Annotated in this window: 24 protein-coding genes; 7 read left to right on the top strand and 17 right to left on the bottom strand. The window is 61.7% G+C overall.

Going from position 1 to position 24,926, the window contains the following annotated elements:
- The 9 genes from V6607_RS27105 to V6607_RS27145 are packed head-to-tail and all read right to left on the bottom strand — an operon-like array spanning position 1 to position 7,670.
- On the bottom strand, positions 1-972 hold the full coding sequence (locus V6607_RS27105; protein WP_008435561.1) for a fimbrial protein: 972 nt from the start codon (positions 970-972) through the stop codon (positions 1-3).
- A gap of 36 nt (positions 973-1,008) precedes the next feature.
- Positions 1,009-1,542, bottom strand: coding sequence for a fimbrial protein (locus V6607_RS27110; protein WP_134327275.1), 534 nt, complete (start codon positions 1,540-1,542; stop codon positions 1,009-1,011).
- An 11-nt stretch (positions 1,543-1,553) separates the two neighbouring features.
- Complete coding sequence (locus V6607_RS27115) at positions 1,554-2,033, bottom strand: fimbrial protein (RefSeq protein ID WP_134327276.1); 480 nt, start codon at positions 2,031-2,033, stop codon at positions 1,554-1,556.
- A gap of 14 nt (positions 2,034-2,047) precedes the next feature.
- The gene (locus tag V6607_RS27120; RefSeq protein ID WP_134327277.1) at positions 2,048-2,545 is read right to left on the bottom strand and encodes a fimbrial protein; all 498 of its coding nucleotides are present in this window, start codon (positions 2,543-2,545) and stop codon (positions 2,048-2,050) included.
- A 10-nt stretch (positions 2,546-2,555) separates the two neighbouring features.
- On the bottom strand, positions 2,556-3,137 hold the full coding sequence (locus V6607_RS27125) for a fimbrial protein (protein ID WP_003216422.1): 582 nt from the start codon (positions 3,135-3,137) through the stop codon (positions 2,556-2,558).
- A gap of 21 nt (positions 3,138-3,158) precedes the next feature.
- The gene (locus V6607_RS27130; protein WP_134327278.1) at positions 3,159-3,911 is read right to left on the bottom strand and encodes a fimbria/pilus periplasmic chaperone; all 753 of its coding nucleotides are present in this window, start codon (positions 3,909-3,911) and stop codon (positions 3,159-3,161) included.
- Entirely contained in the window at positions 3,908-6,520 is a 2,613-nt protein-coding gene (locus V6607_RS27135; protein ID WP_158213531.1) for an outer membrane usher protein, read from the bottom strand. Before V6607_RS27135 ends, V6607_RS27130 begins: the two co-directional genes overlap by 4 nt.
- A 16-nt stretch (positions 6,521-6,536) precedes the next feature.
- Positions 6,537-7,097, bottom strand: coding sequence for a fimbrial protein (locus tag V6607_RS27140; RefSeq protein ID WP_023659209.1), 561 nt, complete (start codon positions 7,095-7,097; stop codon positions 6,537-6,539).
- Positions 7,098-7,148: 51 nt separating this feature from the next.
- Complete coding sequence (locus V6607_RS27145; RefSeq protein ID WP_023659208.1) at positions 7,149-7,670, bottom strand: fimbrial protein; 522 nt, start codon at positions 7,668-7,670, stop codon at positions 7,149-7,151.
- Positions 7,671-8,210: 540 nt separating this feature from the next.
- Between V6607_RS27145 and V6607_RS27150 the strand changes: the two genes are divergently transcribed.
- Positions 8,211-8,759, top strand: coding sequence for a PadR family transcriptional regulator (locus V6607_RS27150; protein WP_003216412.1), 549 nt, complete (start codon positions 8,211-8,213; stop codon positions 8,757-8,759).
- On the top strand, positions 8,756-9,505 hold the full coding sequence (locus V6607_RS27155) for a siderophore-interacting protein (protein ID WP_003216410.1): 750 nt from the start codon (positions 8,756-8,758) through the stop codon (positions 9,503-9,505). The genes V6607_RS27150 and V6607_RS27155 overlap by 4 nt, the downstream gene beginning before the upstream one ends.
- Before the next feature lie 71 nt (positions 9,506-9,576).
- Here V6607_RS27155 and V6607_RS27160 read toward each other — a convergent pair whose 3' ends face one another.
- Both V6607_RS27160 and V6607_RS27165 read right to left on the bottom strand, forming a co-directional pair.
- Positions 9,577-10,218 (bottom strand): Pr6Pr family membrane protein, encoded by a 642-nt coding sequence (locus V6607_RS27160; RefSeq protein WP_003216408.1) that lies wholly within the window; start codon positions 10,216-10,218, stop codon positions 9,577-9,579.
- 1 nt (position 10,219) lies between these two features.
- Positions 10,220-10,456 carry a VF530 family protein gene (locus V6607_RS27165; RefSeq protein WP_003216406.1) on the bottom strand — a complete coding sequence of 79 codons (237 nt, stop codon included), beginning with the start codon at positions 10,454-10,456 and terminating at the stop codon, positions 10,220-10,222.
- A gap of 378 nt (positions 10,457-10,834) precedes the next feature.
- Between V6607_RS27165 and V6607_RS27170 the strand changes: the two genes are divergently transcribed.
- Positions 10,835-12,853, top strand: a complete 2,019-nt coding sequence (locus tag V6607_RS27170; protein WP_134327279.1) for a TonB-dependent receptor — start codon at positions 10,835-10,837, stop codon at positions 12,851-12,853.
- 142 nt (positions 12,854-12,995) lie between these two features.
- Here V6607_RS27170 and V6607_RS27175 read toward each other — a convergent pair whose 3' ends face one another.
- Positions 12,996-15,020 carry a c-type cytochrome gene (locus tag V6607_RS27175; RefSeq protein ID WP_134327280.1) on the bottom strand — a complete coding sequence of 675 codons (2,025 nt, stop codon included), beginning with the start codon at positions 15,018-15,020 and terminating at the stop codon, positions 12,996-12,998.
- A gap of 223 nt (positions 15,021-15,243) precedes the next feature.
- On the opposite strand from V6607_RS27175, the gene V6607_RS27180 reads away from it, so the two are divergent.
- The 4 genes from V6607_RS27180 to V6607_RS27195 all read left to right on the top strand — a co-directional run bounded on the left by V6607_RS27180 (position 15,244) and on the right by V6607_RS27195 (position 18,316).
- Positions 15,244-16,446, top strand: coding sequence for an aminotransferase class I/II-fold pyridoxal phosphate-dependent enzyme (locus V6607_RS27180; RefSeq protein WP_134327281.1), 1,203 nt, complete (start codon positions 15,244-15,246; stop codon positions 16,444-16,446).
- Between the two features lie 39 nt (positions 16,447-16,485).
- Positions 16,486-16,971, top strand: coding sequence for a GNAT family N-acetyltransferase (locus V6607_RS27185; RefSeq protein ID WP_008435578.1), 486 nt, complete (start codon positions 16,486-16,488; stop codon positions 16,969-16,971).
- A gap of 69 nt (positions 16,972-17,040) precedes the next feature.
- On the top strand, positions 17,041-17,538 hold the full coding sequence (locus tag V6607_RS27190; RefSeq protein ID WP_134327282.1) for a hypothetical protein: 498 nt from the start codon (positions 17,041-17,043) through the stop codon (positions 17,536-17,538).
- 73 nt (positions 17,539-17,611) lie between these two features.
- On the top strand, positions 17,612-18,316 hold the full coding sequence (locus tag V6607_RS27195; RefSeq protein WP_003216395.1) for a hypothetical protein: 705 nt from the start codon (positions 17,612-17,614) through the stop codon (positions 18,314-18,316).
- A 122-nt stretch (positions 18,317-18,438) separates the two neighbouring features.
- On the opposite strand, the gene V6607_RS27200 is transcribed toward V6607_RS27195, so the two are convergent.
- The 5 genes from V6607_RS27200 to V6607_RS27220 form a co-directional block, all read right to left on the bottom strand.
- A complete protein-coding gene (locus V6607_RS27200; RefSeq protein WP_134327283.1) occupies positions 18,439-19,524 on the bottom strand; it encodes a pyridoxal phosphate-dependent aminotransferase in 1,086 nt (361 codons plus the stop codon).
- A 149-nt stretch (positions 19,525-19,673) separates the two neighbouring features.
- A complete protein-coding gene (locus tag V6607_RS27205) occupies positions 19,674-21,116 on the bottom strand; it encodes a c-type cytochrome (protein WP_134327284.1) in 1,443 nt (480 codons plus the stop codon).
- A gap of 3 nt (positions 21,117-21,119) precedes the next feature.
- A complete protein-coding gene (locus tag V6607_RS27210) occupies positions 21,120-22,709 on the bottom strand; it encodes a GMC family oxidoreductase (RefSeq protein ID WP_102369856.1) in 1,590 nt (529 codons plus the stop codon).
- A gap of 20 nt (positions 22,710-22,729) precedes the next feature.
- Positions 22,730-23,266: a sugar dehydrogenase complex small subunit gene (locus tag V6607_RS27215; RefSeq protein ID WP_023659207.1), complete on the bottom strand. Its 537-nt coding sequence runs from the start codon at positions 23,264-23,266 to the stop codon at positions 22,730-22,732.
- Positions 23,267-23,522: 256 nt separating this feature from the next.
- Positions 23,523-24,878, bottom strand: a complete 1,356-nt coding sequence (locus V6607_RS27220; protein WP_134327285.1) for a serine hydroxymethyltransferase — start codon at positions 24,876-24,878, stop codon at positions 23,523-23,525.
- Between the last annotated feature and the right edge of the window lie 48 nt (positions 24,879-24,926).

A 24,926-nucleotide genomic window follows, 5' to 3' on the forward strand; every position in this document is an offset into this window, starting at 1 on the left:
TCATGGCACCCCCATTACCAGTACGCCGCTGCCGTTCAACGGCCCCTCGACAGGCAGGGACCCCGCCTGCTTGACCAGGGCGAACGTTACAACGTCGCTCCCGGAACTGTTGGTGATACGGGTCAGGAACGAGCCATTGACTCGAACCGCAGTCCCCTGACGGACAAGGGCCGTGCCCACGTTCGGATTGCTCATCACCAGCGCATTGGCGTTGAACGAGGACGGCGTGCCTTTGTAGGTAATGGTGATCGGCGTGGTAATCCCCGGGTCCGGGCACCGGTAGGTGAGCGTGCGATCGGTACGAACGGTGGTTGATACGGGGTCGGTGCCTATCGCCCTCTGGTGCACGTTGCCGAAGTTGATTTCGATCGGTTGGTTATTGTTGATCGTGCACGACGACGGGGAGATGGTGAAGTCGTTGTTGGCGATGTACGTAAGCTGCAGGCTCGTGGAAAAGGAATCGTAGTTGTTGGTCTGGTCGAGACGTAACACGCCCAGAGTGTCACCTATTCGAATGTCGATCGGGTTGGTCGGGTTGTTGCGGATCAATATATAAGGGATGACATCGATCGGGATCGGAGACGTATTGTTAGGCATGGTCGCAATCCTGATACCCGCCTGGATAGGCGTGTTCCAATAACTGCCATTGATACGCAAGCCGGTCGTCTGGCTGACGAACTTCGGACCAGGCGACCAGGCCGGGCCGATCCTCGTCCCGGTGGCCCAGTAGTCCTGCCGTCCATCCGGGGTATAGCTGTCCGGTTCAAACCGGCATTCGATCCTCACCCCGGACAGGAGAATGCGCGGCTCATTCACCTCCAGCCGCACATTCACCGGAACCTGCAGGTTCAACGTCCCGCCAATGCTCACCCGTTGCCAATTGCCGCCATTGACCCGGCAATCAGCCGCTTTCACGGTCGTCGTGACGCCAGCCAGGGCAAGCAGCACAACGGCTCCAAATAGTCGTTTCATGTTGTTCTCTTTCATCCCATGCATAACGGTTTAGCGTTACGGATAATCCAGCGTAAACGTCGAAGTCACACGGTAGCTGCCGTGCTCGATGGTCTTGTCCCGCAGGGCATCCGGCTCACCCTGCACATAGGCCTTGAGCAGGATGACGTTGTTGCCGGGGCTCAATTTCTGTTCGTCGCCGACCTTGTTCACCGGCACCGGCTTGTCGCTCAGTGTCTCCAAACCCAGCCCGATACCAGAGGCACCGCTGCCACCGTCCAGCGCAAACAAACCGGGCAGCGCGCGGTTTTCCGCACCGTTGAACAGGATGGTCACCGAGTCGCTGATGGTGGTATTGCAGTCATCCAGGTGCAGGGTGAAACGTTTGCCCACTGAGCGTGTGTTGATGTAGAGGTGCTTGCTGGTCAGGTCCCACAGCTCCAGGGTGATGGCTTCATCGCCCGGGCGGATGGTGCAGGCCTGTTCCACCAGGTTGCCCTTGAACCTCAGGTTGTCCACCGCCTGCGCCGTGGCCGCCAGGCCGAAGGTCAGCAGCAGGACCAGCCCCTTATGAATCATTGCGTGTCGCATACACTCGACTCCTACTGGTATTCAGCCAACAGCGTGGCCACCGCCGTGAACCCTTGGGCCTTCAGGACCGAACCCGGCCGTTTGACCGGCACCACTTCCAAGGTCGGCGGTGCCGCCAGGCTGATGTCCAGCGGCGTGTTGAGGCGAAACGGCGCGTTGTTCTGGTACAGCCGAATGCCCAGGTCAGGCGCAGTGGTCTGCAGGGCCGCGTTATCAAAGGTTGTCTCTGCGCCCTTGACGCTCAACTTCAACAGCCACGGCAGCGTGGAGGCGCCGCAGCGGATGGTGTAGCCGACGGCCCTGCGATATTTCACGCCATCGACACGCTTGGTGCCGACATCCCCGAAATCGACTTCAATCGTGCTGCCCGAATCAATCGTGCAGGGCGGCGGCTCGTTCAGCGTTCCGTTGAACGTCAGGTTGGCCGACGCAGCACTGAAAAAGCCGAAGCAACACAAGCCGAGCAACGTTCGCTGTGGCCAACATTTCATTGATCGTTTCCTCATTATTGGTACTCGATCACGAGGGTGGCGGCGGTCGCAAATGCCCCGCCCGTCAGCGTGCTGCCTGCGCGCTTGACCGGCACCGCCTGCACGACCGGAAAGGTCGGATGGGTAAACCTGAGCGGCGTGTTCAGCGGCCAGTCCGCCCCATTGGCGAAGAGCTTGACCCCCAGGTCGGTCTTGGGGGTCGAGAGCACTTTGTTATCAAACCCGGCTGCCGCGCCCTTGAGTTCCAGGGTCATCGCGTTGCTGTAAACGGGAGGACTGCAGGTGACGGTATACGGCACGTCCCGTCGATAATTCACGCCATCAATCCGTGACGTCAGCAGGTCATTGCCGAACGGCACATTCAGTGTGCCGCCGCTGTTAATCACGCACGGTGGAGGTGCAATGATGGTCGCGCGGATCGTCAGGTTGGTATCGGCCTGCACGCCCTGGCTGACCACCCACAGCAGTCCCGCACCGATAAAAATGGCCCACGGGCCGGTTAACCTGGTCATTGCTCTGCCCTTACTCATAATTGAGCCTGAAATCCACCACGGCCCGGAATGCACCGCTGGTCAGGGGTGCCGGGGTGCGCGTGGGCTGGACGTTCCAGGTCTGCGTGTTGCGGCCCAAGGGCAAGAACAATGGCTCCCCCCTTGAACCCAGCTGTACATCGCGCCCCTGGGAATCGGTCAGGCGCAGGCCCATCCCGGTGATGCCTTGCACCTTGACCAGCCGTGAATCATCGGCATCGGCTGGTGCGATGAACGCCACCGAGAGCACCGGTTGATAAGCACTCCATGTCAGGTTCCCCGTGCGTTCACTGGCGATGCGGCCGGCGGTGCGCCGGCAATCCTCGAACAGCAGTTGAAAGGCCACGGAGGTCGCCTGGTCACCCGGCCGTTGCAACTGGCTGGCCGACACCGGGCCCAGGTCGATCGTCTGGTGCAGGGATGCCATCTCCAGGCTGCAGGGGGTTTCATGCATGGACCCGAGAATGTTGAGCATCCCGACCATGCCCTCCACATCCTCGTCATCCGCGGCGTGCGCCGGCCCCATCAGGGCCAGCAACAGACCGCCCAAGACCTTCACTGTGTGCAACTTCATGACGTTCTCCGGCAGCAGGCACTACTGATTGGCCACAGACAGTTGCGTGTTCACCTTGCATGTCTCGCCACTGCAGGTGAACGCCAGCAGCGGACGGCCACCGTAATCATTCACGTAGGACAAATAGGGGGTGGTGCCGAGCTCCTTGGCAGTCGGCCCCAGGGCCTGCGTGCCTTTGGGCGGGACCATCACCGGCTCGAAGCCCGGTATGGTCTTGCCGTCCTTGCTGCTGCGCGCATCCACCAGGGTCACGTAGTAAGGCGTGGGGTTATTCACCTGGTAGTGATCGCCTTGCCGGGTAAGGGTCAGCTTTTCCTGCCATGGGTTGGACAGGTCCTGCTGGGTGGGGGTAATTGCCTGCGGCCGGTAAAACAATTTGATCCGGGTTTGCAGGGCGATTTGCAGGGTGTTGGGCTTGTCGCTGCGCGGCGGAATTTCCCGCAGGTTGAAGTAGTAGACCGTCTCCCGATCCTGGGGCAGCGATTTGGCGGCCGGCAACGCCTGGACTTTTACCTGGCTCTGCTTGCCGGGCTCCAGGCGTTGGACCGGTGGCAGCACGATCAACGGCGAGGTGATCTTGTTGCCCTCTTCATCCTCGATCCAGCCCTGGGCCAGGTACGGCAACTGGGGGTTGTTGTTGGTGATGTTAACGCTGGTTGCGTCTTTGCCACCGTCGAAAATCACGCGGGTACGGTCCAGGCCGACAGCGGCGTTGGCGCTCTGGCTCAAGACCGTCAGCAGCAGTGCGTAGGTAAAACGTATGTGGTGTTTCATGAGGATGGGTTCTCCATAGTGTTTCGCTGGCCGGTCAGGCTGGCTGGCTCGGGTGAGGCTTGATCGACGGCTACCCTCTGGCAGCGCAGTTGCAGGGCATCGGTGAACGCATCCGTTGGCAACTCGACAGGCAGCGTCAGGACGCAACGCTCGGTGCCGCCCCAGCTGACGATCATCTGCTCGCCGGCCTGAATGCCGCTCAGGTAGACATCCCCGCCGTCATTCACCACCCCGGTGTCCTGCTGCTTGCGGTTTTTCACCGTGGCGCCGAAGGGCGGTGCGCTGCCATCCGGCAGGCGAAGAACCGCCATGGCCTTCTGGCCGGAAATCACTTCCAGGGATCGGTAGCCAATGGCCCCCTCGGTGAGGGTCAGTTGCGTCACGGATTGAGTGGCCTCGACATCGCTGGGCAATTTCTCCAGGTCAACACTGGCCGCCGTACGCTGGTAGCTGGTGATGTCGGAGATGACCGCCTTGCCGAACGCGTTGCTGCGGGTCGGCGTGCCGTAGCCCCGCACGGGCACATCGGGCACACCGGCGGTATCGACCAGCAGCCGGGTTCCGCCGGTACTGGTGGTTCGATGCAGCGCCCCGCCGTAAGGCGTGAGCGTGCCGCCGCCACGCACGGATGCGCTGAGGGTGCGGTTATTGCCTTGTTGCGTCGTGGCGCTGAGGTCGATGTCGGCCTGGTCACCAATATGGCTCAGGTAGCCGCTGGCCGAGGTGTCGCTGGCACTGACCTGGTAGCTGTTACGTTCATCCAGGCGATCGGCGTAGCGTGTGGTAAAGCTGTTTTTGCCGCCGGCCCTGTTGGCATCCATCGACAGGGTGCCGGTGGGTCCCAATGGCAGGCTGACCGTCAGCGCTGCTCCGTTGTCCTTATATTGGTATTCATGGGTGCGATATAAATTCAGCGACAGGCTCATGTTCCTGACAGAGCCCACGTTGAAGTAACGAGACGCCGAGAGGTTCCAGCGCTGGGTGTCTGGCCGGTTCCAATAGGTTTGTTTGTTGTAGCTGGCATACACCGTGGTGTTCAGATCGCGGAACTGTTTGTTCACCGTGACCGTATACAGCGCCTTGTTACCGCCAATGGGTTTCCAGTGTTCAATGAAGTTACCGTCTTCATCGAATACGCCGCGTCCGCCCAGCTCACCATTCAACCCGTAGTGCCGAGCGTCCAGGTATTGGCTCATGCTCAAGTAGTTCTTCTCGGAGAACCGGTAACCGGCGAAGGTGACCTGGCTGTCGTACTCTTCAAAGTTCTTGGAATATTGAAGGCGGTAGGATTTGCCCGAAAGTGTCTGGTTCCACAGGCTGGCGCGAGACTGGGTGACGTCCAGGGAAACGGCCCCGAACGCCAGCAAATCCCGCCCCGCGCCCACCGACAGCGCACGGTAGTTGTTATCCGTTATCGCACCGCCCAGCAGTGACCAACCATTGCTGATCCCCCAGGAAAACTCGCCGGTGCCGAAAAAGTCACCGTGGGAGTGGTACTGCAGGTTGGACGGTCGCCCGGCAGACAGCTTGTAACGAACCTGCCCGGGACGCGTCAGGTAGGGAACGCCTGCCGTATCGAGCTGGAATTTCTGTACCGAACCGTCCTGCTCCTCGACCCGCACATCCAGCGTGCCGGAAACGGCGTCGTTAAGGTCCTGGATCCGAAAAGGGCCTGCCGCCACCAGCGTTTCATAGAGCACACGCCCCTGCTGGCTGATGACAACCTTTGCATTGGTCTTGGCCACCCCGACCACTTCCGGTGCATAGCCCCGCAGGTTGGGCGGCAGCTGGCTTTCGTCTGACTTGAGCCCGGCACCGGTAAAGCGGAAGCTGTCGAACAGGTCCGAATACAGGTAGTCCTCGCCCAACACCAGGCGTGCCTTCAGCGCAGGAATGGCGCGATATGCGTAATAGCGACTCCACTCCAGTTTTTGCCGGCTGGCCTGCGCCTCGCGGTCTTTCTCGACACGCCCTTGCCAATCCGCCCGCAGGCGCCAGGCCCCGGCATTGGCCCCGAGTGTGCCGTTACCGCTGAGGTCATTGCGCGTACCGTCACCTTTGCGGTAGCTGGACTGCGCCGTCATGTTGTAGTCGACCAGCAGCCCCGGCACCCCCTCGTCCCAACGTGACGGCGGGTCCCAGTTAATGGCGCTGTATTCCAGGTAGGCCTGGGGAAGGTTGATGTCCAGGGTGGACGTGCCCAGGTCGGCACTGACCTCCATGCCGGGCAAGCCCGTGACATCCAGGCACTGCCCGCCCTTCCACCACTTCAGCTGGTCAGCACCGGACGCCTTGAGGCCCAGTTGCTCGACAAGCTCGCGCGATAAACAGGGCACACTGCCTTTGGGATCATCATCGGGGGCAAAGAACGCCACCGATTGTTCAGATATAGGTTGGGTATTGAGCTGGACCACCATCGAGTAGGTGCCAGGCAAGATAAACCCACTGCGTGCAAACTGAGACAGGTCAATATTGGAGCGATCAATCAGATCAAGAACGTCGGTATTAAACTCAATATCCCCGGCGCCCATTGCAGTTCCAGCCAGTGATATCAACCCGCCAAAGAGGCTGGGGCGCAGCGTATTCATGACTTTCGACGTATTCAACATACACGCAACTCAATCTTCAAAAGTATTCCAACTTGAACCGCACTGCCGCGCGGTGAGCCCCTGCCAACAGCGGCACTCCGTTGCCCACCAGGCGGAGCCTGTAATGAAGTGTCATGTCGCCATCAACCACCGGCAGCAGCGCCATCGGCACTCCCGGCACACTCACCTGGCCAGCGGCGTCCTCAATATGGAAAGCAACCCCCTGCGAGGCCCCAAAGGCCGCAAAGGTGCGCCCGCCCATATCGCTGGGCCCGTCGAACGTCACGCGAAGATGCTCCCAGTCCGGCAGCGTTTCGCCGGGGCGCAGCGGGTCGGGACGCGTCACGGTGCAGTTGACCAGCCGTAGCTGGAACGGCTGCATTTGCCCCGCGCCCTCTCGCAACAGGCGGCCGATGGGTTCGGGAGGCATGTCGATGGTCTGATCGGCAGTGACCGCTTCCAGCCCGCAGGCCGAGTCGATGATCTCGCCTCCCAGCGTGACGAGCCCATCGCCTTGCACACGCGTCTGCGCGGCATCACAAGGGCTGATGAACAACGTCAATGAAGAGGCAATAGCGAGACTTATGAATGTTTTCACCTTGATCTCCCGCCAGTTTTCCCCCGCCACCAGTGGTGGCGGGGGAAACACTTACTGATAAGCCAAGGTGAAGTTGGTGACCGCGCTGAAATCACCAGGAACGATGTCGCCTGTCGCCTGGCCTTGTACGTAGGCACCGAACTGCAGGGTGTTATTACCGGCAACAATGGCCTGCGGAGTGGTTGGCACGCCCAGCTCAATCGCTTTGCCGCCGTGGGTCATCATGATGCCGATGCCGCCCGCGCTGCCGACCGTGCCGATGCCGCCAGGCACAACGCTGGACGGTGCACCGGTGAAGGTAGTGGTCACGGTGTTATCGGTGAGGCCAGACAGGTCGCACCCTTCAAGCTCGATCGCCACGGGGCGGGCGGTGGACTTGCCGCCGGATTGCAACTGATGCTTTGCAATAGCGCCAAGTGCAACTGACTGATCCACAGACTCAGGCTTGATAGAGCAAGCACCCGAATGGACCGAACCGGTAAATGTAATCGTCCCGTCCGCCGCATTAGCAACAGAGATCGAACCCGCCAACAGGCCGACAGTCAACAGCGCAGCTTTTACTTTAGTCTTCATTTGCAGAGGCTCACATGTATTAAAAATCAAAACGAAATCCTGGCTTAGTTGCGCACAGGACTTAATTAACCCAGCGCCAGAACAATTTCCTGAAGCAATGGAAATCGGATGCTTTCCAATTACTTGTATTGCAATTCAGGAGTTCGTTCGAGGCCGGGCAATTATCCATTTCGATTTTGAATATGAAAGCCGGTCGATTCGCTTATTCACGTAGCCTTGTCACACCAAGACACATAGGAAAATTATGGCACTTTGCCAAAACTTTTGAATCAACCGTAAGAAACGGACTACATCAACTTAACGAGAATGATTTAGTGCAGAACAAGTCCGTAAGAATAGGATTACATATTATAAAAAACAACAGTAATTACTGGGGCGCGCCAACTAACAAGTTGGCGAATATGTCGAAAGGATCAGTGCGCTGATCGGCCCGTTTCGAGTCCCGTCTCACAAGACACGAGATGACCGTTCGTCTGCCGGAGTTGCGGCGGCAATAAGATATATCTTACGTTGTATCTAAACCAAACGAGAGCACCCGAAATGAGAGACCATCATTCACACCGCGACCCCGGTGACAGCCGCGACGGCTTCGACAAACGTCCAGGCCGCGAGCGCGGCGGCCGTGGCCCACGGGTCTTCGCCCCCGGCGACCTGAAACTGCTGCTGCCGGCGCTGATCGCCGAACAGCCGTGCCATGGCTACGACCTGATTCGCCGGATCGAGACCCTGTTCGACGGCGCCTACAGCCCCAGCCCCGGCGTGATCTACCCCACGCTGACCTTTCTCGAAGAAAGCGAATTGATTACCGGCGACGCCGAAGACGGAAAAAAACGCTACACAATCACCGACGCCGGTCGTCTCTTCTTAAGCGAACAGGCGGTTGCCCTCGAAGGCATTCGCATGCGCATGGATGTGAGCAAACGTTCGCTGCGGGGCCAGGACCGTCCGCCGGAAATCCACGAGGCGGTGCATAACCTGCGCCACGCCTTGCATTCGCACCACGGGCGCTGGAGCCCGGAAGAAATCGTTCGTGTCGCGGCGCTGCTCAACAGCACCGCCCAAGCCATTGCCGACGGGAAAGCTCAATGAATACCCAAGCCATCCACCGCGTGACCCACGAAATCAAACGCCGCCGCCTCGAAGTCCTGCGGGTGGTCGACATCACCCCGCGCATGCGCCGCATCACCCTGGGCGGGCCGGAACTGGCGGGCTTTATCAGCCTGGGCAGTGACGATCACATCAAGCTGCTGTTCCCGCAGAACGCCGCCGAACAAGCGGCGCTGGACAGCCCCGACTTCAACCTGCGCGGCGACGGCCCGCAACCCGCCATGCGCGACTACACCCCACGCCGGTACGACCTGGACATCGGCGAGCTGGACATCGACTTCGTGCTGCATGGCGATGGCCCTGCCTCCACCTGGGCCGAGCAGGCCAAGGTCGGTCAGCACCTGCACATCGGCGGGCCGCGTGGCTCGATGATCGTGCCGGATATCTTCGACAGCTACCTGTTGATCGGCGATGAAACCGCGATTCCGGCGATTGCCCGGCGCCTGGACGAATTACCGGCGGGGCGCAAGGTATTGGCGGTGATAGAGATCGCCAATGCGGCGGAACAGCAGCCGCTGGCCAGCGCTGCCGAAGTGGAAGTGATCTGGGTGGTGCGCGGCCAGGATGACCTGCTCGAGACGGTGCACAACCTGACGCTGCCGGACGGTTCGCTGTACAGCTTTGTCGCCACCGAGAGCAAGCTCTCGCGCCAGGTACGGCGGGTGCTGCTGGACACGCACAACGTCAATGAGGCATTCCTCAAGGCCGTGGGTTACTGGCAACAGTGATCCCTGTAGGAGCGAGCTTGCTCGCGAAGAACCTGAGAGCGCCGCGTTAAACCAGACACACTGCGTTATCGTTAACGTTCTTCGCGAGCAAGCTCGCTCCTACAGATTTTATCCAGCCCCACCACCCCCAGAGCAATCAGCACAAACCCCACCAGAATCCCCCCGGCATTGATGAACACCTGTGGATAACCCAGGGTGTCCACGTTAATGAACGGATACTGATACAGCCCCCACACATACCCGCGCAACAACGCATAGGCGAAGTACACCACCGGGTAAATCACCCACAGCCCGATGTGTTTGAGGCGCAGGCTGCCCTTGGGCACGCACCACCACCAATACGCGACAAACACCAACGGCATCACGTCGTGCAGCAGCTCGTCCGCCACAAACTGCACCCCCGCAGGCTGCCACATGTGGCGCAACAACAGGCTGTAGGCGAGGCTGACCACGACAATGCTCACGGCAATCCCGCTGCTGACTACGGGCCCGAGGAAGAACCGGCTCGCCGCGGTTGGCCGTTGCACCCACGCATGGGTCAACACCACCGCCACCAGGGTGTTGGTGAGCACGGTGAAGAAGCTGAAGAAATTCACCAGGCCCGGCAACAGGCTGGCGCCATCGACCCAGCGGAAGTAGAAAATGATGTACTGCTGCAGCGCCAGGCCGGCCCAACCGCCGAGGGCTGCGAGGCCGATAAGGTGACGTTTCACCTCAGTCCTCGACCGGTCGCTTGGTGCGCATCAACTTCACGTACAAACCTTCGACCTTCTCCCGCGCCCACGGGGTCTTGCGCAGGAACGACAGGCTCGACTTGATGCTCGGGTCACTGGAAAAACAGCGGATGTTGATGCGCTCGGCCAGGCCTTCCCATTGGTAATGCGCCACCAGCGCGGTGAGGACCTGTTCCAGGGTGACGCCGTGCAGTGGGTCTTTGTTTGTCGCGGTCATGCCGGGCCTTTTGTGCAGAAAAGAAGAAAACGAAGCCGCGCACCTTAGCGGACGGGCCGTGCGGGTGGAAGCGTTGCCTTCACTATAGGCCACTGTTCGATCGTTCCCACGCCCTGCATGGGAATGCCGAATTGGACGCTCTGCGTCCCTCGGTCGACGCAAGTTTTAACCCTGCGCAATGGTGACGCAGAGCGTCACGGCATGCATTTCCACGCAGAGCGTGGGAACGATCAGCGTGGGAGTGATCGAGCGGGGTTTGGGAAAGTTCCCCTTGGCAGGGAAAAAAGTGATGTTATATTGTAACGATAACTATCAAAGGGTATCGAATCCCTTACCGTTTTCAGCCTTCTCTTTTTGCCGTTTGCCAAGGAACGACCGATGTCCCTCTCTTCTCTCTGGCGCCTCACCCCGCTGGCCGCCGCCCTGTTGATCACCTCCCAGGTCAATGCCCTGGAACTGCAACCCCAAGTCATCACCGGCAACCCGCTGGGCAGCGAAACCCTCGCCTCGCCCACCACCGTGCTGGAAGGCGATGACCTGACCCTGCAACAAAAAGGCAGCCTGGGTGAAACCCTGAACAAGCAGCCCGGTGTGTCGTCGTCGTACTTCGGCCCGGGGGCCAGCCGGCCGATCATTCGTGGCCAGGATGGTGACCGCATTCGCCTCCTGCGCAACGGAGTCGGCGCGCTGGATGCCTCGTCGTTGTCCTATGACCACGCCGTGCCGCTGGACCCGGTCAACGTCGACCGCATCGAAATCGTGCGTGGCCCGGCCGCCCTGCTCTATGGCGGCAGCGCCATCGGCGGCGTGGTCAATACCTTCGACAACCGCATCCCCACCGAAGCCATCGAAGGCATTCACGGGGCCGGTGAATTGCGCTACGGCGGCGCCGACACCACCCGCAGCAGCGCCGGCAAACTGGAAGCCGGCAACGGCACCTTCGCCTTGCACCTGGACGCCAGCGCGCGGGAATTCAACGACCTGAAAATCCCCGGTTTTGCCCGCAGCCGTCATGCACCGCCAAGCGACGACGGTGAAGGCAAGAACGGTCGCCTCGGCAACAGCGACGGACGCCAGGACGGTGGTGCAGTCGGCGGTTCCTACACTTGGGACGACGGTTACGCCGGGCTGTCCTACAGCAACTACGACAGCAACTACGGCTCCCCGGCCGAGCAGGACGTGCGCATCCGCATGAAGCAGGATCACTACGCCTTTGCGTCCGAAATCCGCAACCTGCAAGGCCCGTTCACCTCGGTCAAACTCGACGCCGGCTATACCGACTACAAGCACATGGAAATCGAAGGCGGCGAGACCGGCACCACCTTCAAGAACAAGGGCTATGAAGCCCGGGTGGAAGCGCGACACTTGCCGATCGGGCCGTTCAACGGCGTGGTGGGCGCCCAAGTCAGTCGTAATGAATTCTCGGCCCTGGGTGAAGAAGCCTTCGTGCCGCAGACCGATACCAACGCCGGCGCGCTGTTTATCCTCGAAGAAATGCAGGCCACCGAGCGCCTCAAGCTGAGCCTCGGCGGGCGCCTGGAACACACCAACGTCGACCCGGACGGCAAAGGCAACGCACGCTTCGCCAATGCCGACAAATCCGCCGACTTCACCGCCGGCAGCCTGTCGTCCGGCGCGGTGTACACCCTCACGCCGATCTGGTCCCTGGCCGCCACCCTCGGCTACACCGAACGTGCCCCGACCTTCTACGAGCTGTATGCCAACGGCGCTCACGTCGCCACCGGCACCTATGAACTGGGCGACGCCAACCTGTCGAAAGAAAAAGCCGTGTCCAGCGACCTGGCGCTGCGCTTCGACAACGGCACCCACAAGGGCAGCTTCGGCGTGTTCTACAGCCACTTCTCCAACTACATCGGCCTGCTGGGCAGCGGTCGCACCTTGAATGACGAAGGCGAGGAAGACGCCGGCGGCATCCCTGAGTACAAATATTCCGGTGTGCGTGCGCGTTTCGCAGGCTTTGAAGCCCAGGATCACATCAAGCTGGGGGAAGGTGCCTACGGCAAGTTTGCGCTGGAACTGTCGGGCGACTACACCCGTGCAACCAACCTGGACACGGGTGAAGCGTTGCCCCGCATTGCGCCGTTGCGTTTGAACAGCGGCCTCTTGTGGGAACTGGATCGCTGGCAGGCGCGGATCGACGTTGAACACGCGGCGGGCCAGGGCCGGGTGCCGGATAACGAAAGCGGCACCGACGGCTACACCACCTTGGGCGCCAGCGCCGGCTACCGTTTCAACGTGGGCGGCAGCCAGTGGCTGGCGTTCGTCAACGGCGAGAACCTGACAAACCAGACCGTGCGCTATGCCAGCTCGATCCTGCGGGACATCGCCCCTGCGCCGGGGCGGAGTGTGCAGGTTGGGTTGCGCACCACCTTCTAACTGACTGCACTCGGTTAAAACTGTGGGAGCGGGCTTGCTCGCGAAAGCGCAGTGTCAGTCAATACATGGGTGACTGACTCACCGTCTTCGCGAGCAAGCCCGCTCCCACATTGACTGTGCCCACTTCGAATAGGTGGTGGGGTTAGTACCGCGCATCCACGGGCTTACCCCCCTTCGGCCAGTCCTTCACCTTGTCCGGGAAATCCGGACGAGGTTGTTGGGAGAAGTACGCTGCCACATCCACCGCCTCCTGATCCGACAACCCGCCCTGCCCCAACGGGAATTTCTCGTGGAAACCGATCGGCATGTTGCGTTTGACGAACGCCGCCACCGTGTACAGCCGCGCCATCCCCGCCCCGATATTGAACGACTGCTCGCCCCACAACGGCGGGTACACCAACTCGCCATCCGCCCGCGTCAACCCTTGGCCATTGTCGCCATGGCACACCGCGCACTGCTTGGCGTAGACCTGCCTGCCATTCTGCATATCCGGCTTGATCGCCGGGTCGACCTTGCCCACCCCGCGCCCGGCGACTTTATCTTCGGGCCTGGTGTTGTTTTTCATCCAGTCGAAGTACGCCACCATCGCCTGCATATCCGCCGATTCCGCTGGCAACGGCTTGCCATTCATCGAGCGACGGAAGCAGCCGTTGATCCGCTCTTCCAGGCTCACCACCTTGCCCGCACGCGGCGCATAGCTCGGGAAAAATGCCGAGACGCCCACAAACGGCGAACCATCCGCCACGGTGCCGGCGTTGAGATGGCAGCTGGTGCAGTTCAGCGAGTTGCCCACGTTATTGGGCAGCAGTTCCTTGGTCTGCAGGTGCAGGCGCATGCCGCGTACCACCTGATCGGCATTCGGCGCCGCCAACAATTCGGCCAGGCGTGGGGTTTCAAACGCTGACGAGTCGGTGGTGACCGGGTTGAGCTGGCCGCGCATTTTCTTCACTTGGGCAGCCGTGACAGGCGTACCTTCGTTGCCCCAACTGCTGCGCACGAAACTGAGGATTTCAGCGATTTCCTGATCCGCCAACCGCGCAAACCCAGGCATGGTGTAGACCCGTGGATGGGCTGCGGTCTCGGCGGTTTCCCAACCGGTGAGGGTGATGTGCAGCAGTGACGTCGGGTTGTTCGAGGCAACGCTCGGGTTGCCGGCCAACGGCGGGAACAGCCCTTTCACCCCGCCGCCATCGCTGCGGTGGCAGTCACTGCAAAACTGCATGTAACCCAGGCCACCACGGCTGGTGAACAACTCCTTGGGCGGTGCGGCGGGTTCGTGGGCCACGGCGGGCATCGGCAGGTCGTCCTTGCCCGGCGGCAGGGATTTGAGATACGTCGCGATGGCGGTCAAATCGGCATCGGTGAAGTGTTGGGTACTGTGATGAATCACATCCGCCATGTTGCCCGCGACCGTGGCAAAGCGGTTCTGCCCGGTCTTGAGCAATTGCACGGTGTCGTCCACCGTCCACAGGTTGCGCAGGCTCAAGGCGCGCCAGTGCTCGACAGTCTCACCGGCCAGGTAATGCCGGCCACTGCGGCCCGCGTCGCTCATGGCTTTTTCCTGGAAGGCGATGCCGCGCGGGGTGTGGCACGAGCCGCAGTGGCCCATGCCCTGGACGAGGTAGGCGCCACGGTTAAGCACGTCATCCTTCGCCGGGTCCGGCACGAATGGTTGCTTGTCGAGAAACGCCAAATTCCACAACGCCAGGCCCCAGCGCTGGTTGAACGGGAAGCCCATCTCGGCGTCCAGGTTGGGTTTGTTCACCGCCTCCACGCCCTGCATCAGGTAGGCGAACAAGGCGCGCATGTCGCCTTCGCTCATCTTCGCGTAGGACGGGTAAGGCATCGCCGGGTACAGGTTCTGCCCGGCCGGCGTCACGCCTTCACGCATCACCCGGTCGAACTGCTCGAAGGTGTACTGGCCGATGCCGGTGTCACGGTCCGGGGTGATGTTGCTCGAATAGATCGTGCCCATCGGCGTGCCCAGTTCCAGCCCGCCGGCCATCTGCGCGCCTTGCCTGGCGGTGTGGCAGGCGATGCAGTCGCCCAGTTGGGCAACGTATTTGCCCTGTTCGATCAGCGTGGGGTCGGCTTCGTTGGCGTGCAGGGGAAGGGACAGGCACAGCACCACCCCCACAAGGCCCAGACGTGACAGGGGAAAAATCATCGCACTATTCCTTTAATAACCCGGCCTGGGGCGGTCCCCTCGGCGCAGGTCTGCAATCGTTTTTATTGGGTCATCAGGCAGATAACCGGGGCATGGCCAGCCCCAGCTTCGTTGTAGCGGATTTTTTGCGCGCGGCCCTTGATGTGGATCAGGCGGCATGTTCTACAGTGGAACTGAAATTGACTAATTGACGCGGGCATCGATGTCGGCGAGGAGAGCAAGGATGCGTTATTCACCCTTTGTGGGGCGCATTGGCGGCGAATCCGTCAGTGCCTGGGATATTCACTACGCCGCCGCCGAAGCCCAACTGCGTGGCGAAGACGTGATTGTGCTCAGTGTCGGCGACCCGGATTTCGCCACACACAGCGCGATCTGTGAAACCGCCGTGGACGCCCTGCGCGCCGGCGACACCCACTACACCCCTGTGCTCGGCCGCCCGAAACTGCGGGAATCCATCGCGGCCCGCCAGAGCCTGCTGCAAGGGATTGCGGTGCACGCCGACAATATCGCCCTGGTCGCCGGCGCGCAGAATGGCCTGTTCGCGGCCTGCTTGTGCCTGTTCAGCCACGGCGATGAAGTGCTGGTGCCAGAGCCGATGTACCTGACCTACGAGGCCTGTGTCCAAGCCTCGGGGGCACGCATTAGAACCGTCGAACAACCGGCCGCCAACGGCTTTCGCCTGACCCGTACCGCGCTGCAAGCCGCGATTACCGACAAGACCCGGGGCATCGCCCTCGCTACACCGTGCAACCCCACCGGCAATGTCTACTGCCGCGAAGAGCTGGAAGCCGTCGCCGAAGTGGCACGCGCCCACGACCTGTGGGTGATTTGCGATGAAGTGTATGGGCAGCTCATCTATGACGATCAACACCTGAGCATCAGCGCGTTACCCGGCATGGCCGAGCGCACGGTGGTGCTCAACAGCCTGTCGAAAAGCCACGCCATGACCGGCTGGCGGGTTGGCTGGGTGGCCGGCCCGCCCACATTGATCAACCATCTGGAAAACTTGCTGCTGTGCATGATTTACGGCCTGCCAGGGTTTATCCAGGCGGCGGCGCTCAAGGCACTGGAACTGGATGAGGCCTTGGTCAGCGATGCCCGTGCGGTGTATCGGCGCCGGCGTGACCTGGTGGTGAACGCGTTGAGTGCGATCAGCGAGCTGGACTGCCGAGTCCCCCAGGCGGGCATGTTCATGCTGGTGGACGTACGCCGCACCGGGCTCAGCGGCCGGGAATTCGCCTGGCAACTGTATCGCCAGACCGGCGTATCGGTGCTTGACGCCCAGGCGTTTGGCCCCAGCGCCGAAGGGTTTGTGCGGGTTTCGTTTACCGTCGCCGATGACACCCTCAGGGAGGCTTGCCAGCGCATTGCCGGCTTCGTCGAAGGGCTTGGGGCCGACGCCGCGCCTTTACGTGATCGCCGATAACGGGCATAAAACGCCCTTTGCCCCGTTCGAAGGACTGCCATGTCTCAAGGATTGACCTATCGCCAGGCGCACCTGGATGACCTGCACACCCTGTGCGTGCTGGGCCAGCCGCTGAACCGCCTGCACCACCAGGAACGGCCCGATATCTACCGTGACGCCACCGACCAGGTGGAGCGCGACCAGTCCCATTGGCGGCCCTGCCTGACCAGCCGGGTTCAGGCGGTGTTTCTTGCCGAGCAGCACGGCGTTGGTGTTGGATTTATCACCGCGCAAATCATCGAGACCGCCAGCCCGTTGTTGCAGCCGCTGCGTGTTGCCAGGATCGGCTCGATCTGCGTGCTGGAGGCACACCGCGGCCAGGGCATTGGCCGTGAACTGATGGCGCTCGCCGAACGCTGGGCCATCCGCCAGGGCGCCCGGGATTTGCGCCTGACCGTCTGGGCCTTCAACGAACCGGCGCAGCGGCTGTACGAGGAATTGGGCTACGAAAAACGCGCCTTCGAAATGGGCAAGCGCCTCGGTTAAATCAATGGACAGACCACGCGCAGCCCGGCGAATATCGACGCCCAACTTCATCAGGCACGGACGCTGACCATGGTCGACATTCTTCAGGGCACGCCCCTTTGGGTGTACGCCGTTTATCTGTGGATCTGCTGGTACGGGATCAAAGCCACCCGCGGCAGCCGCGAAAACCACCGGTCACTGGTTATCCTGCCGGTGGTGCTGGTGATCTGGTCGCTGTTGTCCATTGAGCATTCAACGCTGTCGATCGGTTGCTGGCTGGGCGGTGCCGCCGTGGGTTGCCTGGTGGCGATGGCGATGTTCACCGCCAAGGGTGCAAGCCTCGATGGCCACACGCTGGTGCTGCCCGGCACCTGGAAAATCCTGCTGATCTCCCAACTGTTCTTCGCCGTGAAGTATTACCTCGGTTACCAGCACGCCGTGCACCCGTTGCTGTCGAGCACCGCGCCAATGCTGGCCCTGGCGGGCGGGGCTTCGGGTTTTACCGTTGGGCTGTTTTGCGGGCGGGCGATCAAGCTGCAGCGGGCGTTGGCATCATTCAACCGGGATGAGGGCATTGTGCTGCCTTGACCTGATCCCCCTCCCCGCTGAAAATGCGCGACGCTTTTCCCGTCTCCCCGTTTACTGAAGTAGTGAAATTTCAATGTCTGATTCCCGCACCGAAGAATCCGTAGTCGCCTTGCAATCCAAAGCTGAATACGAAAACGCCATCAATCTTTCACAGCACGTGCCGGCGGCCAAGACCATCAGTGAAATGGTGCTGGACGCGTTCCACACCTCCAAGGAAAGCGACCAGATCCGCGAGCTGCGCGTGGCCATCCGCCAGGCCCACGACGCTTTCGACGACGACAAGGCCTACGACCTGATGGGCGAGCTCAAGCAGCTCAAGGACGCCGAAGCCGCCGACAACGCCGCCCTCGAAGACCTGAACAGCAAGTTCTCCATCAGCCGCATCCTGTCCAGCTTCAAGGACGACCCGGAGTTCCAGGAGCTGGTCTACGGCCTGGCCCTCAAGGTGCTGAACCAGACCCACCAGGCCATCAGCAACCCGAGCGCCGGCAAAGGCAAGGCTTCCCGCCCGAAGAAGGAAGTGGAAGTGTTCGCCATCAGCAAGGACGGCATCAGCGTCACCCTGCCGCTGCGTTCACCGCGCTCCAAGCCGAACGTGGACCGTGAGGCGTTTGAATTCCTCGGCTTTACCTTTGTCGGTGAAGGTGACGAGGCGGAACTGGAAGTTGAAACCTTTGTGGATAACTCGGGCGCCGAGCAACCACTGACGCGTAAAAGCATCATCACCGCGCTGCAGCAGCAGACGGCGTTTGAGGGCTACAGCATCGCCCAGCAGTAACTCGATCTAAATGTGGGAGCGGGCTTGCTCGCGAAGACGGTGGGTCAGTCACGTATGCATTGACTGACACTCCGCTTTCGCGAGCAAGCCCGCTCCCACATTTGACCTGCGTCGCAGCGAATTCAGCCTACGACTTGAGCCGCAAACACCTCGCGAAACCGCTGCATCTCATCAGCGTTGCCCACGGTGACCCGCACCCACTGCGGCCAGTTTTGCCACACGCGCCCAATCTTCACGCCCTGCTCGCCCAGCCGCTCGATGACCTGTTCCGCCGGACGGCGCACATCAATCATGAAGCAGTTGCTGTGAGACGCCGTGCAGGTGAATCCGCGGCTTTTTAGCCAGGCCACCGTCTCATCCCGCAACCGGGTATTGAGCGCCTTGCGCGCCGGCACCAGTTGCGTATCCGCAAGGCTGGCGCGGGCGGCCAGCAGGCTGGCGGCCGCCGGCACGTTGTCCCCGCCAAACACCGCCAGTTGTTCCAGCAGCTGCGGATGACCGATCGCAAGCCCCAGGCGTGCGCCGGCCAGGCCATAGATTTTCGAGAACGTGCGCAGCACCAGCAAGTCATCATGGTCCTTGACCCACGCCACACAACTGGGTGCGTCACTGAAGTCGATGTAGGCCTCGTCCACCAGCAAAATGCTGCCCTGGGGTTTGCGCGCCAGTGCCTGTTCGATGGCCTTGGCGGGTGTGAGGGTGCCGGTGGGATTGTTCGGGTTGCAGAGGTAGATCAGGCCGGGCTGGCGGTCAACGGTGAGCATGGCGGGAAGGTCATGGGCGTGATCGGCGGTGAGGTCCACTTCATGCACCCTGGCCTTGCACGACTCGGCTGCCTGGCGCGGAACTTCGTAGGAAGGCGTGGCCATCACCAGGCTGCGGGTTTCGCTGGTAAACGCCAGCACCGCGTAGCGCAACGCAGCCATGGAGCCGGCGAACACCGCCACCTGCTCCTCCAAAATGCCCTGCTGCCGGGCAAATTGTTCAACCAGCGCGTACATGTCCGGGTACGGGTAGCGCCCCGAAACGGCAATACCGCGCTGCATGGCCTGCCGCGCAGCCGGCGAGGGCCCGTAGGGGCTTTCGTTGTAGTTGAGCAGCACCTCGGGCGCCGCCACGGCGGGGCTTGCCTCAGCCCAGTCCAGGCGACCCAGCAACGGCAAGGCCGCGCCCAGTGCGATCAGGGAACGACGACTCACGTTGACCATGAAGACCTCTCCTTGTCGGCTCGCAGCTTCAGGTGCGGGATTCGCCCCCGTTCCTGCAATTGGGTATGACGAGGAAAACAGCCGGTGATTTACCCAACCAACAAAAAGCCCCGCACTTCATACCGAAGGCGGGGCTTTTGCGTTTCCGGCTAGTTGGAATGAAAACGCCGGTTCAACGCGATCCGCTTGGCCTCCACTGCCCGCAGGTGTTGGTGGTGACGGCGCCACAGCAACAGCACGATGATCAGCACCAGCACCACCAGGCCACCGCCCCACAGCAGGTACGGCATGGCCGTGATCAACAACGGCGCATCCCCACCGCGACGCAGGCTGGTGACTTCTTCGGAACTGACGCTCAGCGCCGGGTTGCCGAAGGTGTGCAGGCTGTAGTTGGCGATGGCGGCGATTTGCGCGTCGTTCAGGTCACCGCCCAGGGCCGGCATGCTCACGGCGCCGTCGGCACCTTTGCGGTCGATGCCCGCGATGATCGCCATCACCAGGTTGTTGGCCTGGTTGCCGTTGAGCGCGGTGTTGAGGCTCAGGGACGGGTAGAACTTGTCAGCCGAGCCCTGGCCATCGCGGCCGTGGCAGCTGGAGCAGGCCGAGTTGTAGAGGCGTGCGCCATCCAGTCCGGTGGCGTCGGCCAGTGAGGCTTGATCGCCCTGGCCGGTTTCCAGGGTGCTCATGTCCACCGGCTTGACGTCACGCACCACCCGCTCGGTTTGCCCGGGATCGCGGATCGGCGGCACGCTGTGCAGGTAGGCGGCCATGGCATGCAGGTCGCTGTCGCTGAGGTAGCGGAAGCTGTTTTCCACGGCTTCGGCCATGCCGCCCGCCGCTTGGGCCTTGTCGGCGAGGTGACCGTTTTTCAGGAAATTGACCAGGTCATCTTCGCTCCAGTCCCCCAGCCCGCTGACCTTGTCGGAGGTGAGGTTGGGCGCGACCCAGCCACCCAGTTTCGCACCGGCCAGGTACTGGCTGTTGTCCTCGGCCATCAAGGCATTACGTGGGGTGTGGCAGGCGCCGCAGTGGGCGAGGTTGTCCACCAGGTACTGGCCACGGCTGGTCTGTTCGGTGGCGCCAGGCTTGGGCACGAAACCCTGGCTGTCGAGGAACACCAGGTTCCAGCCGAACATCAGTTGGCGGATGTTGAACGGGAACGCCAGGTGCGTTTCCGGCACCGGCTGGTCCACGGCTTTGACGCCCTGTTGCAGGTACACATACAAGGCGTGGATGTCGTCATCGCTCATGCCCTGGTAAGAGGTGTAGGGCATCGCCGGGTACAGGTGCTGGCCTTTGGCGTTAATGCCTTTGCGCAAGGCGTCCGCCAGTTGTTGCTCGGTGTAGTCGCCGATGCCGTAGGCCTTGGACGGGGTGATGTTGCTGGAGATGATCTTGCCCATGGGCGAGTCGATCACATACCCGCCGGCCAGCGGCGCGCCGCCATTCTCGGCGGTACGGTGGCAGGCTTCGCAATCGCCGGCACGGGCGACATAGGCGCCCTTCTCGATCAGCGCGGCGGTGTCTTCAGCGGCAAACACCGGCAACGCGGTGAGCAGCAAGGCCAGCAATGGAAATTTAAGCAATCCCATCACCTAGACCTCCCGCGCAATGATGTCGGCCATACGGATACTCAGCGCCACGCCGGCCAGGGTCGGGTTGATGGTGCCGGAGGCCGGTATCACCCCGGTGGTGGCGAGAAACAGGTTGGCGTGGTCGTGGGTGCGGCACTCGTGGTTGACCACCGAATCCTTGGGGTTGGCGCCCATGATCACGGTGCCCATCAGGTGGTCGCGGTTCTGGTAACCGGTGTTGTCTTCCACCACCGTACCGCCCATCAGTTGCACGAAGTGCGCATAGTCTTCAGTGACGCCGGCCTTGGCCGCCTTCACGTAGTCGCCCACCTCGTAGTTGACCACCAGCATCGGAATACCCAGGGCGTCCTTGCGGGTGCGGCTCGGGCGCACAGTGTTGGTCTGCAATGGCAGGGTTTCATACACGGTAGAGACGTCGACCCAACGCGCCGCATCGTGGCGGATGCGTTCGTCCAGCTCCTTGCCGTACACGCCCTGGGCGATCAGCCGCTTGGCCACGGCAATGTTCGGCACGTTGTTGGAGATCGAGTGTTTGACCGAGGCCCGCTCCTTGCGGAACTCGCCGTCGCGACGGTTGAAAATCCCGCCCTGCTGCACCGCGCCGCGTCCCGGCCACAACGGCTCGTCGGCGATAAATTGCAGGCCCTGGCCGGTGTGGTCCATCAGGTTGCGACCGACCTGGTCGGAGGAGTTGGCCACCTCGGAAATCAGCAGCAGCTTGGGGGTTTCCAGGCCGTGGGCGGCAACGATGAAGTACTTGGCAGTGAGCCGCACATCAGCGCCGGTGGAGCTGCGGTAATGGATGGCGACGATCTTGTCGTCCGCGCCTTTTTCCAGCTTGTAGGCGGTGGCGTCGGTGATCAGCTTGGCGCCGGCCTGTTCCGCATGGCGGGCGTGCACGTCGCCGCTGTACATCGCGCCAATGGGGCAGACCGGCATGCAGTTGTTGTTGCCGCTGCACGCCGGGCGCCCGTCGTAGGGTTCAGTGGCACGGCCATTGGGCTCATGGATAAAGTGATACCCCGCCGGTGCCATGCGTTCGCGCAGGCGCTGGAACAGGTAGGTATCACCTTCCGGCGCCATCGGGTACGGGCTTGAGCGTGGCGGGAAAGCGCCGCCGCCCTGCCCGCTCTGGTCCTGGGTGTCACTGCCGCATACGCCCAGGGCAATTTCCGCACGCACGTAATAGGGTTCCAGCTCGCTGTATTCCAGCGGCCAGTCGCGACCTACGCCGTAGAGCGTCTTGAGTTTCATATCGTTGGGCAAGTAACGCCAGCACGCTGCCGCCCAGTGCCAGGTGGTACCGCCCACCAGTTTCAACATGCCGGGGCGGAACTCGAAAGAACCGGTGTTCTCGATGTATTGCTCATCATAAGAATGATGGGCCCACGGCTCATTCGGATAGGGTGAGTTGTAATTGCCCTTGTTCGACGAATTACGGAAGTTCTCGACTATCTTCCAGCGGGGAATATGTTCACCGGCTTCCAGAATAATCACTGACTTGCCGAGTTTGGCCAATTCAAAGGCTGCGTTACTGCCTAATGCGCCGGAGCCAACCACAATGACATCGGCGTCAAAATCCTGATTCATAAAAGTGCCTTGTCTTAGTCTTAGTCGTTGGCCAGCGTGGCCGGAGGATTGACCCAGTAATTGGTTTTTCCCCGGGAGTACGTCGGGATCACCGTGGCGTCCGCGGTCGGCGCATAGGCCAGGGCGCCGGTGAAGGTGACCAGGCGCGTGCCGTCGGTGGCGCGCAGGGACACCGGCGTGCCGGTGTAGCCCAGGTACCAGGCGGAGACGATTTTCTGCGTCGTGTCCTTGATCACCGGGTCGGCGTAGAACGGGCTGCCGGACAACTGGCCGACGTTGCGCAAGTGATGCTGGCCAACCTTGCTCCACAAGGCTTTGATCTTCTCGGGGAATGCAGGGTCGTTCCGGGTGCACTGGGCCAGGATGCGCAAGGACAAGGCGGCATCCAGGTTCGAGCGTTCGAGGAGGAACATCGACAGTTGGCGGAAGGATTCAATGTCGTCGCTGGCGGCGCTGCTGACTTCCTGCGCCAGCGCGGCACCTGCCCACAGCGGGGCAAACAGGCCAGCACCGGTCAAGGCTGCGCCTGAATACAGGAGTTTTCTTCGGGTTATCACGGGATATCTCCTCATGAGTCGAACAACTATCGGCGCACGGGCCTAGTTCGACTTCACTGCAAAAGGCTGAGTACTTCGTTCACGGAGGTTGAACGGACTTTAAGAGCCCTTTTTATAACTGCCAGGAGAACGCCAAGCTGTCGTGCAGCTTGTTAATGATGAGAATGAGCAACAACGCGACCGTCTATAACAGCCGCTTAAACACCGTACAGCAATTTATCCTGCAATAACATGAAACATCCATTTGGATGTTTGCTCAGTTGTGCAGGTAATCCGCGAGGGGATACTTCGCGCACAAGGCTTGAGCCTGCAAGCGCAGGGATTCCTGTGCATTCGGATCCAGGGTGAACTTGTGCTCGTTGAGGGGCGTGACCGCATCGAGTACCCGGCACACCAGTTCGACGACCTGCCGACATCCATCGGCGTCGAGCTGGCGTTGCGCCAGGGAGCCGGTGCCGATACACAACCCGCCAGCGACGAATGATGGTCGCGTCTCTCCCGGTGCGCGATGCTTGTCCACGATGATGCCGCACTGCTCCAGCGCCGCCTGGGCGATGGCGCCGGTGATGCCGCCACGCAAGCGAATCAGCACCGAGTGGTTTTCACTGCGCCCGCCCACCACCTCGTAGTCACAGGCCTGGAACGCGTTGGCCAGTTCGTCGGCCGTGGTGCGAATACGCGCCATCCAGGCGTCGAAATCCGTGGACATGGCGTAGCCGAACGCCGCCGCCTTTGCCGCGATCATGTTGAAGGCCGGTGCGCCCTGCATTCGTGGGAACACGGCTTGATCGAGGAGCCGGCTGAAGCTGGTCTTAAGGCCCGGCACCTTGGTTTCGGCGTCGCGACCGGAAAGGATCAGGCCGCCACGCGGGCCGCCCAGTTGTTTATGGGTGCACAGCGTAGTGACGTGGGCTGCGTCGATCGGGCTCGGATGGCGCCCGGTGGCGACCAGGCCGGCGATGGTCGAAATGTCCGCCAGCAGGATCGACCCGGCTTCGTCGGCAATCCCACGCAAGCGCGCGAAATCAATGGTGTGCGAGTAGGCCGTCGCCCCGCAGATGATCACGCGCGGGCGATGGGCCAGCGCCAGTGTGCGCACCTGGTCGTAATCGATAACACCCTTGGAGGTAGTGCCGTACCGGAGCGCCTTGTAGTTCGCGCCGGTGAACGCGACGGGGCTGGCGTGGCTCAGATGCCCGCCGTGATCGGGGGCCATGCCGAGCACGGTGTCTCCCGGCTCCAGCAAGGCCGCCAGTACCTGATAGTTGGCAGTCGACCCCGAGTGTGATTGCACGCCGGCGTATTGCGCACCGAACAGCTCACGCGCTCGGCGCACAGCCAGGGCTTCGACCCGGTCGGCATTCTCGCAGCCGGCGTGATGACGCCAGCCGGGCGTGCCCTCGGCGGTCACGTTGACCAGCAGCGAGGCGGACGCCGCCAGGATATTCGGCCTCACTGCGCAGGACGAAGCGGCCAGCGACAGCGTCTGGTGTTGGCGCGTGACTTCCGCATCCAGCAACCCTGCCAGCTCCGCGTCTTCTGCCCGTAGATCCGCCAGCCCTCGTTGCAGCAGGTCGGCCTGGTGGGTAAGTGATTGCGTGTCGACTGCCATTGTCCTGTGTTCCTTCCCTGAAAATCCCGTGCGCCTTTCCGTTGGGCG

Source organism: Pseudomonas sp. KK18 (genome assembly GCF_037094675.1).
GTDB lineage: Bacteria > Pseudomonadota > Gammaproteobacteria > Pseudomonadales > Pseudomonadaceae > Aquipseudomonas.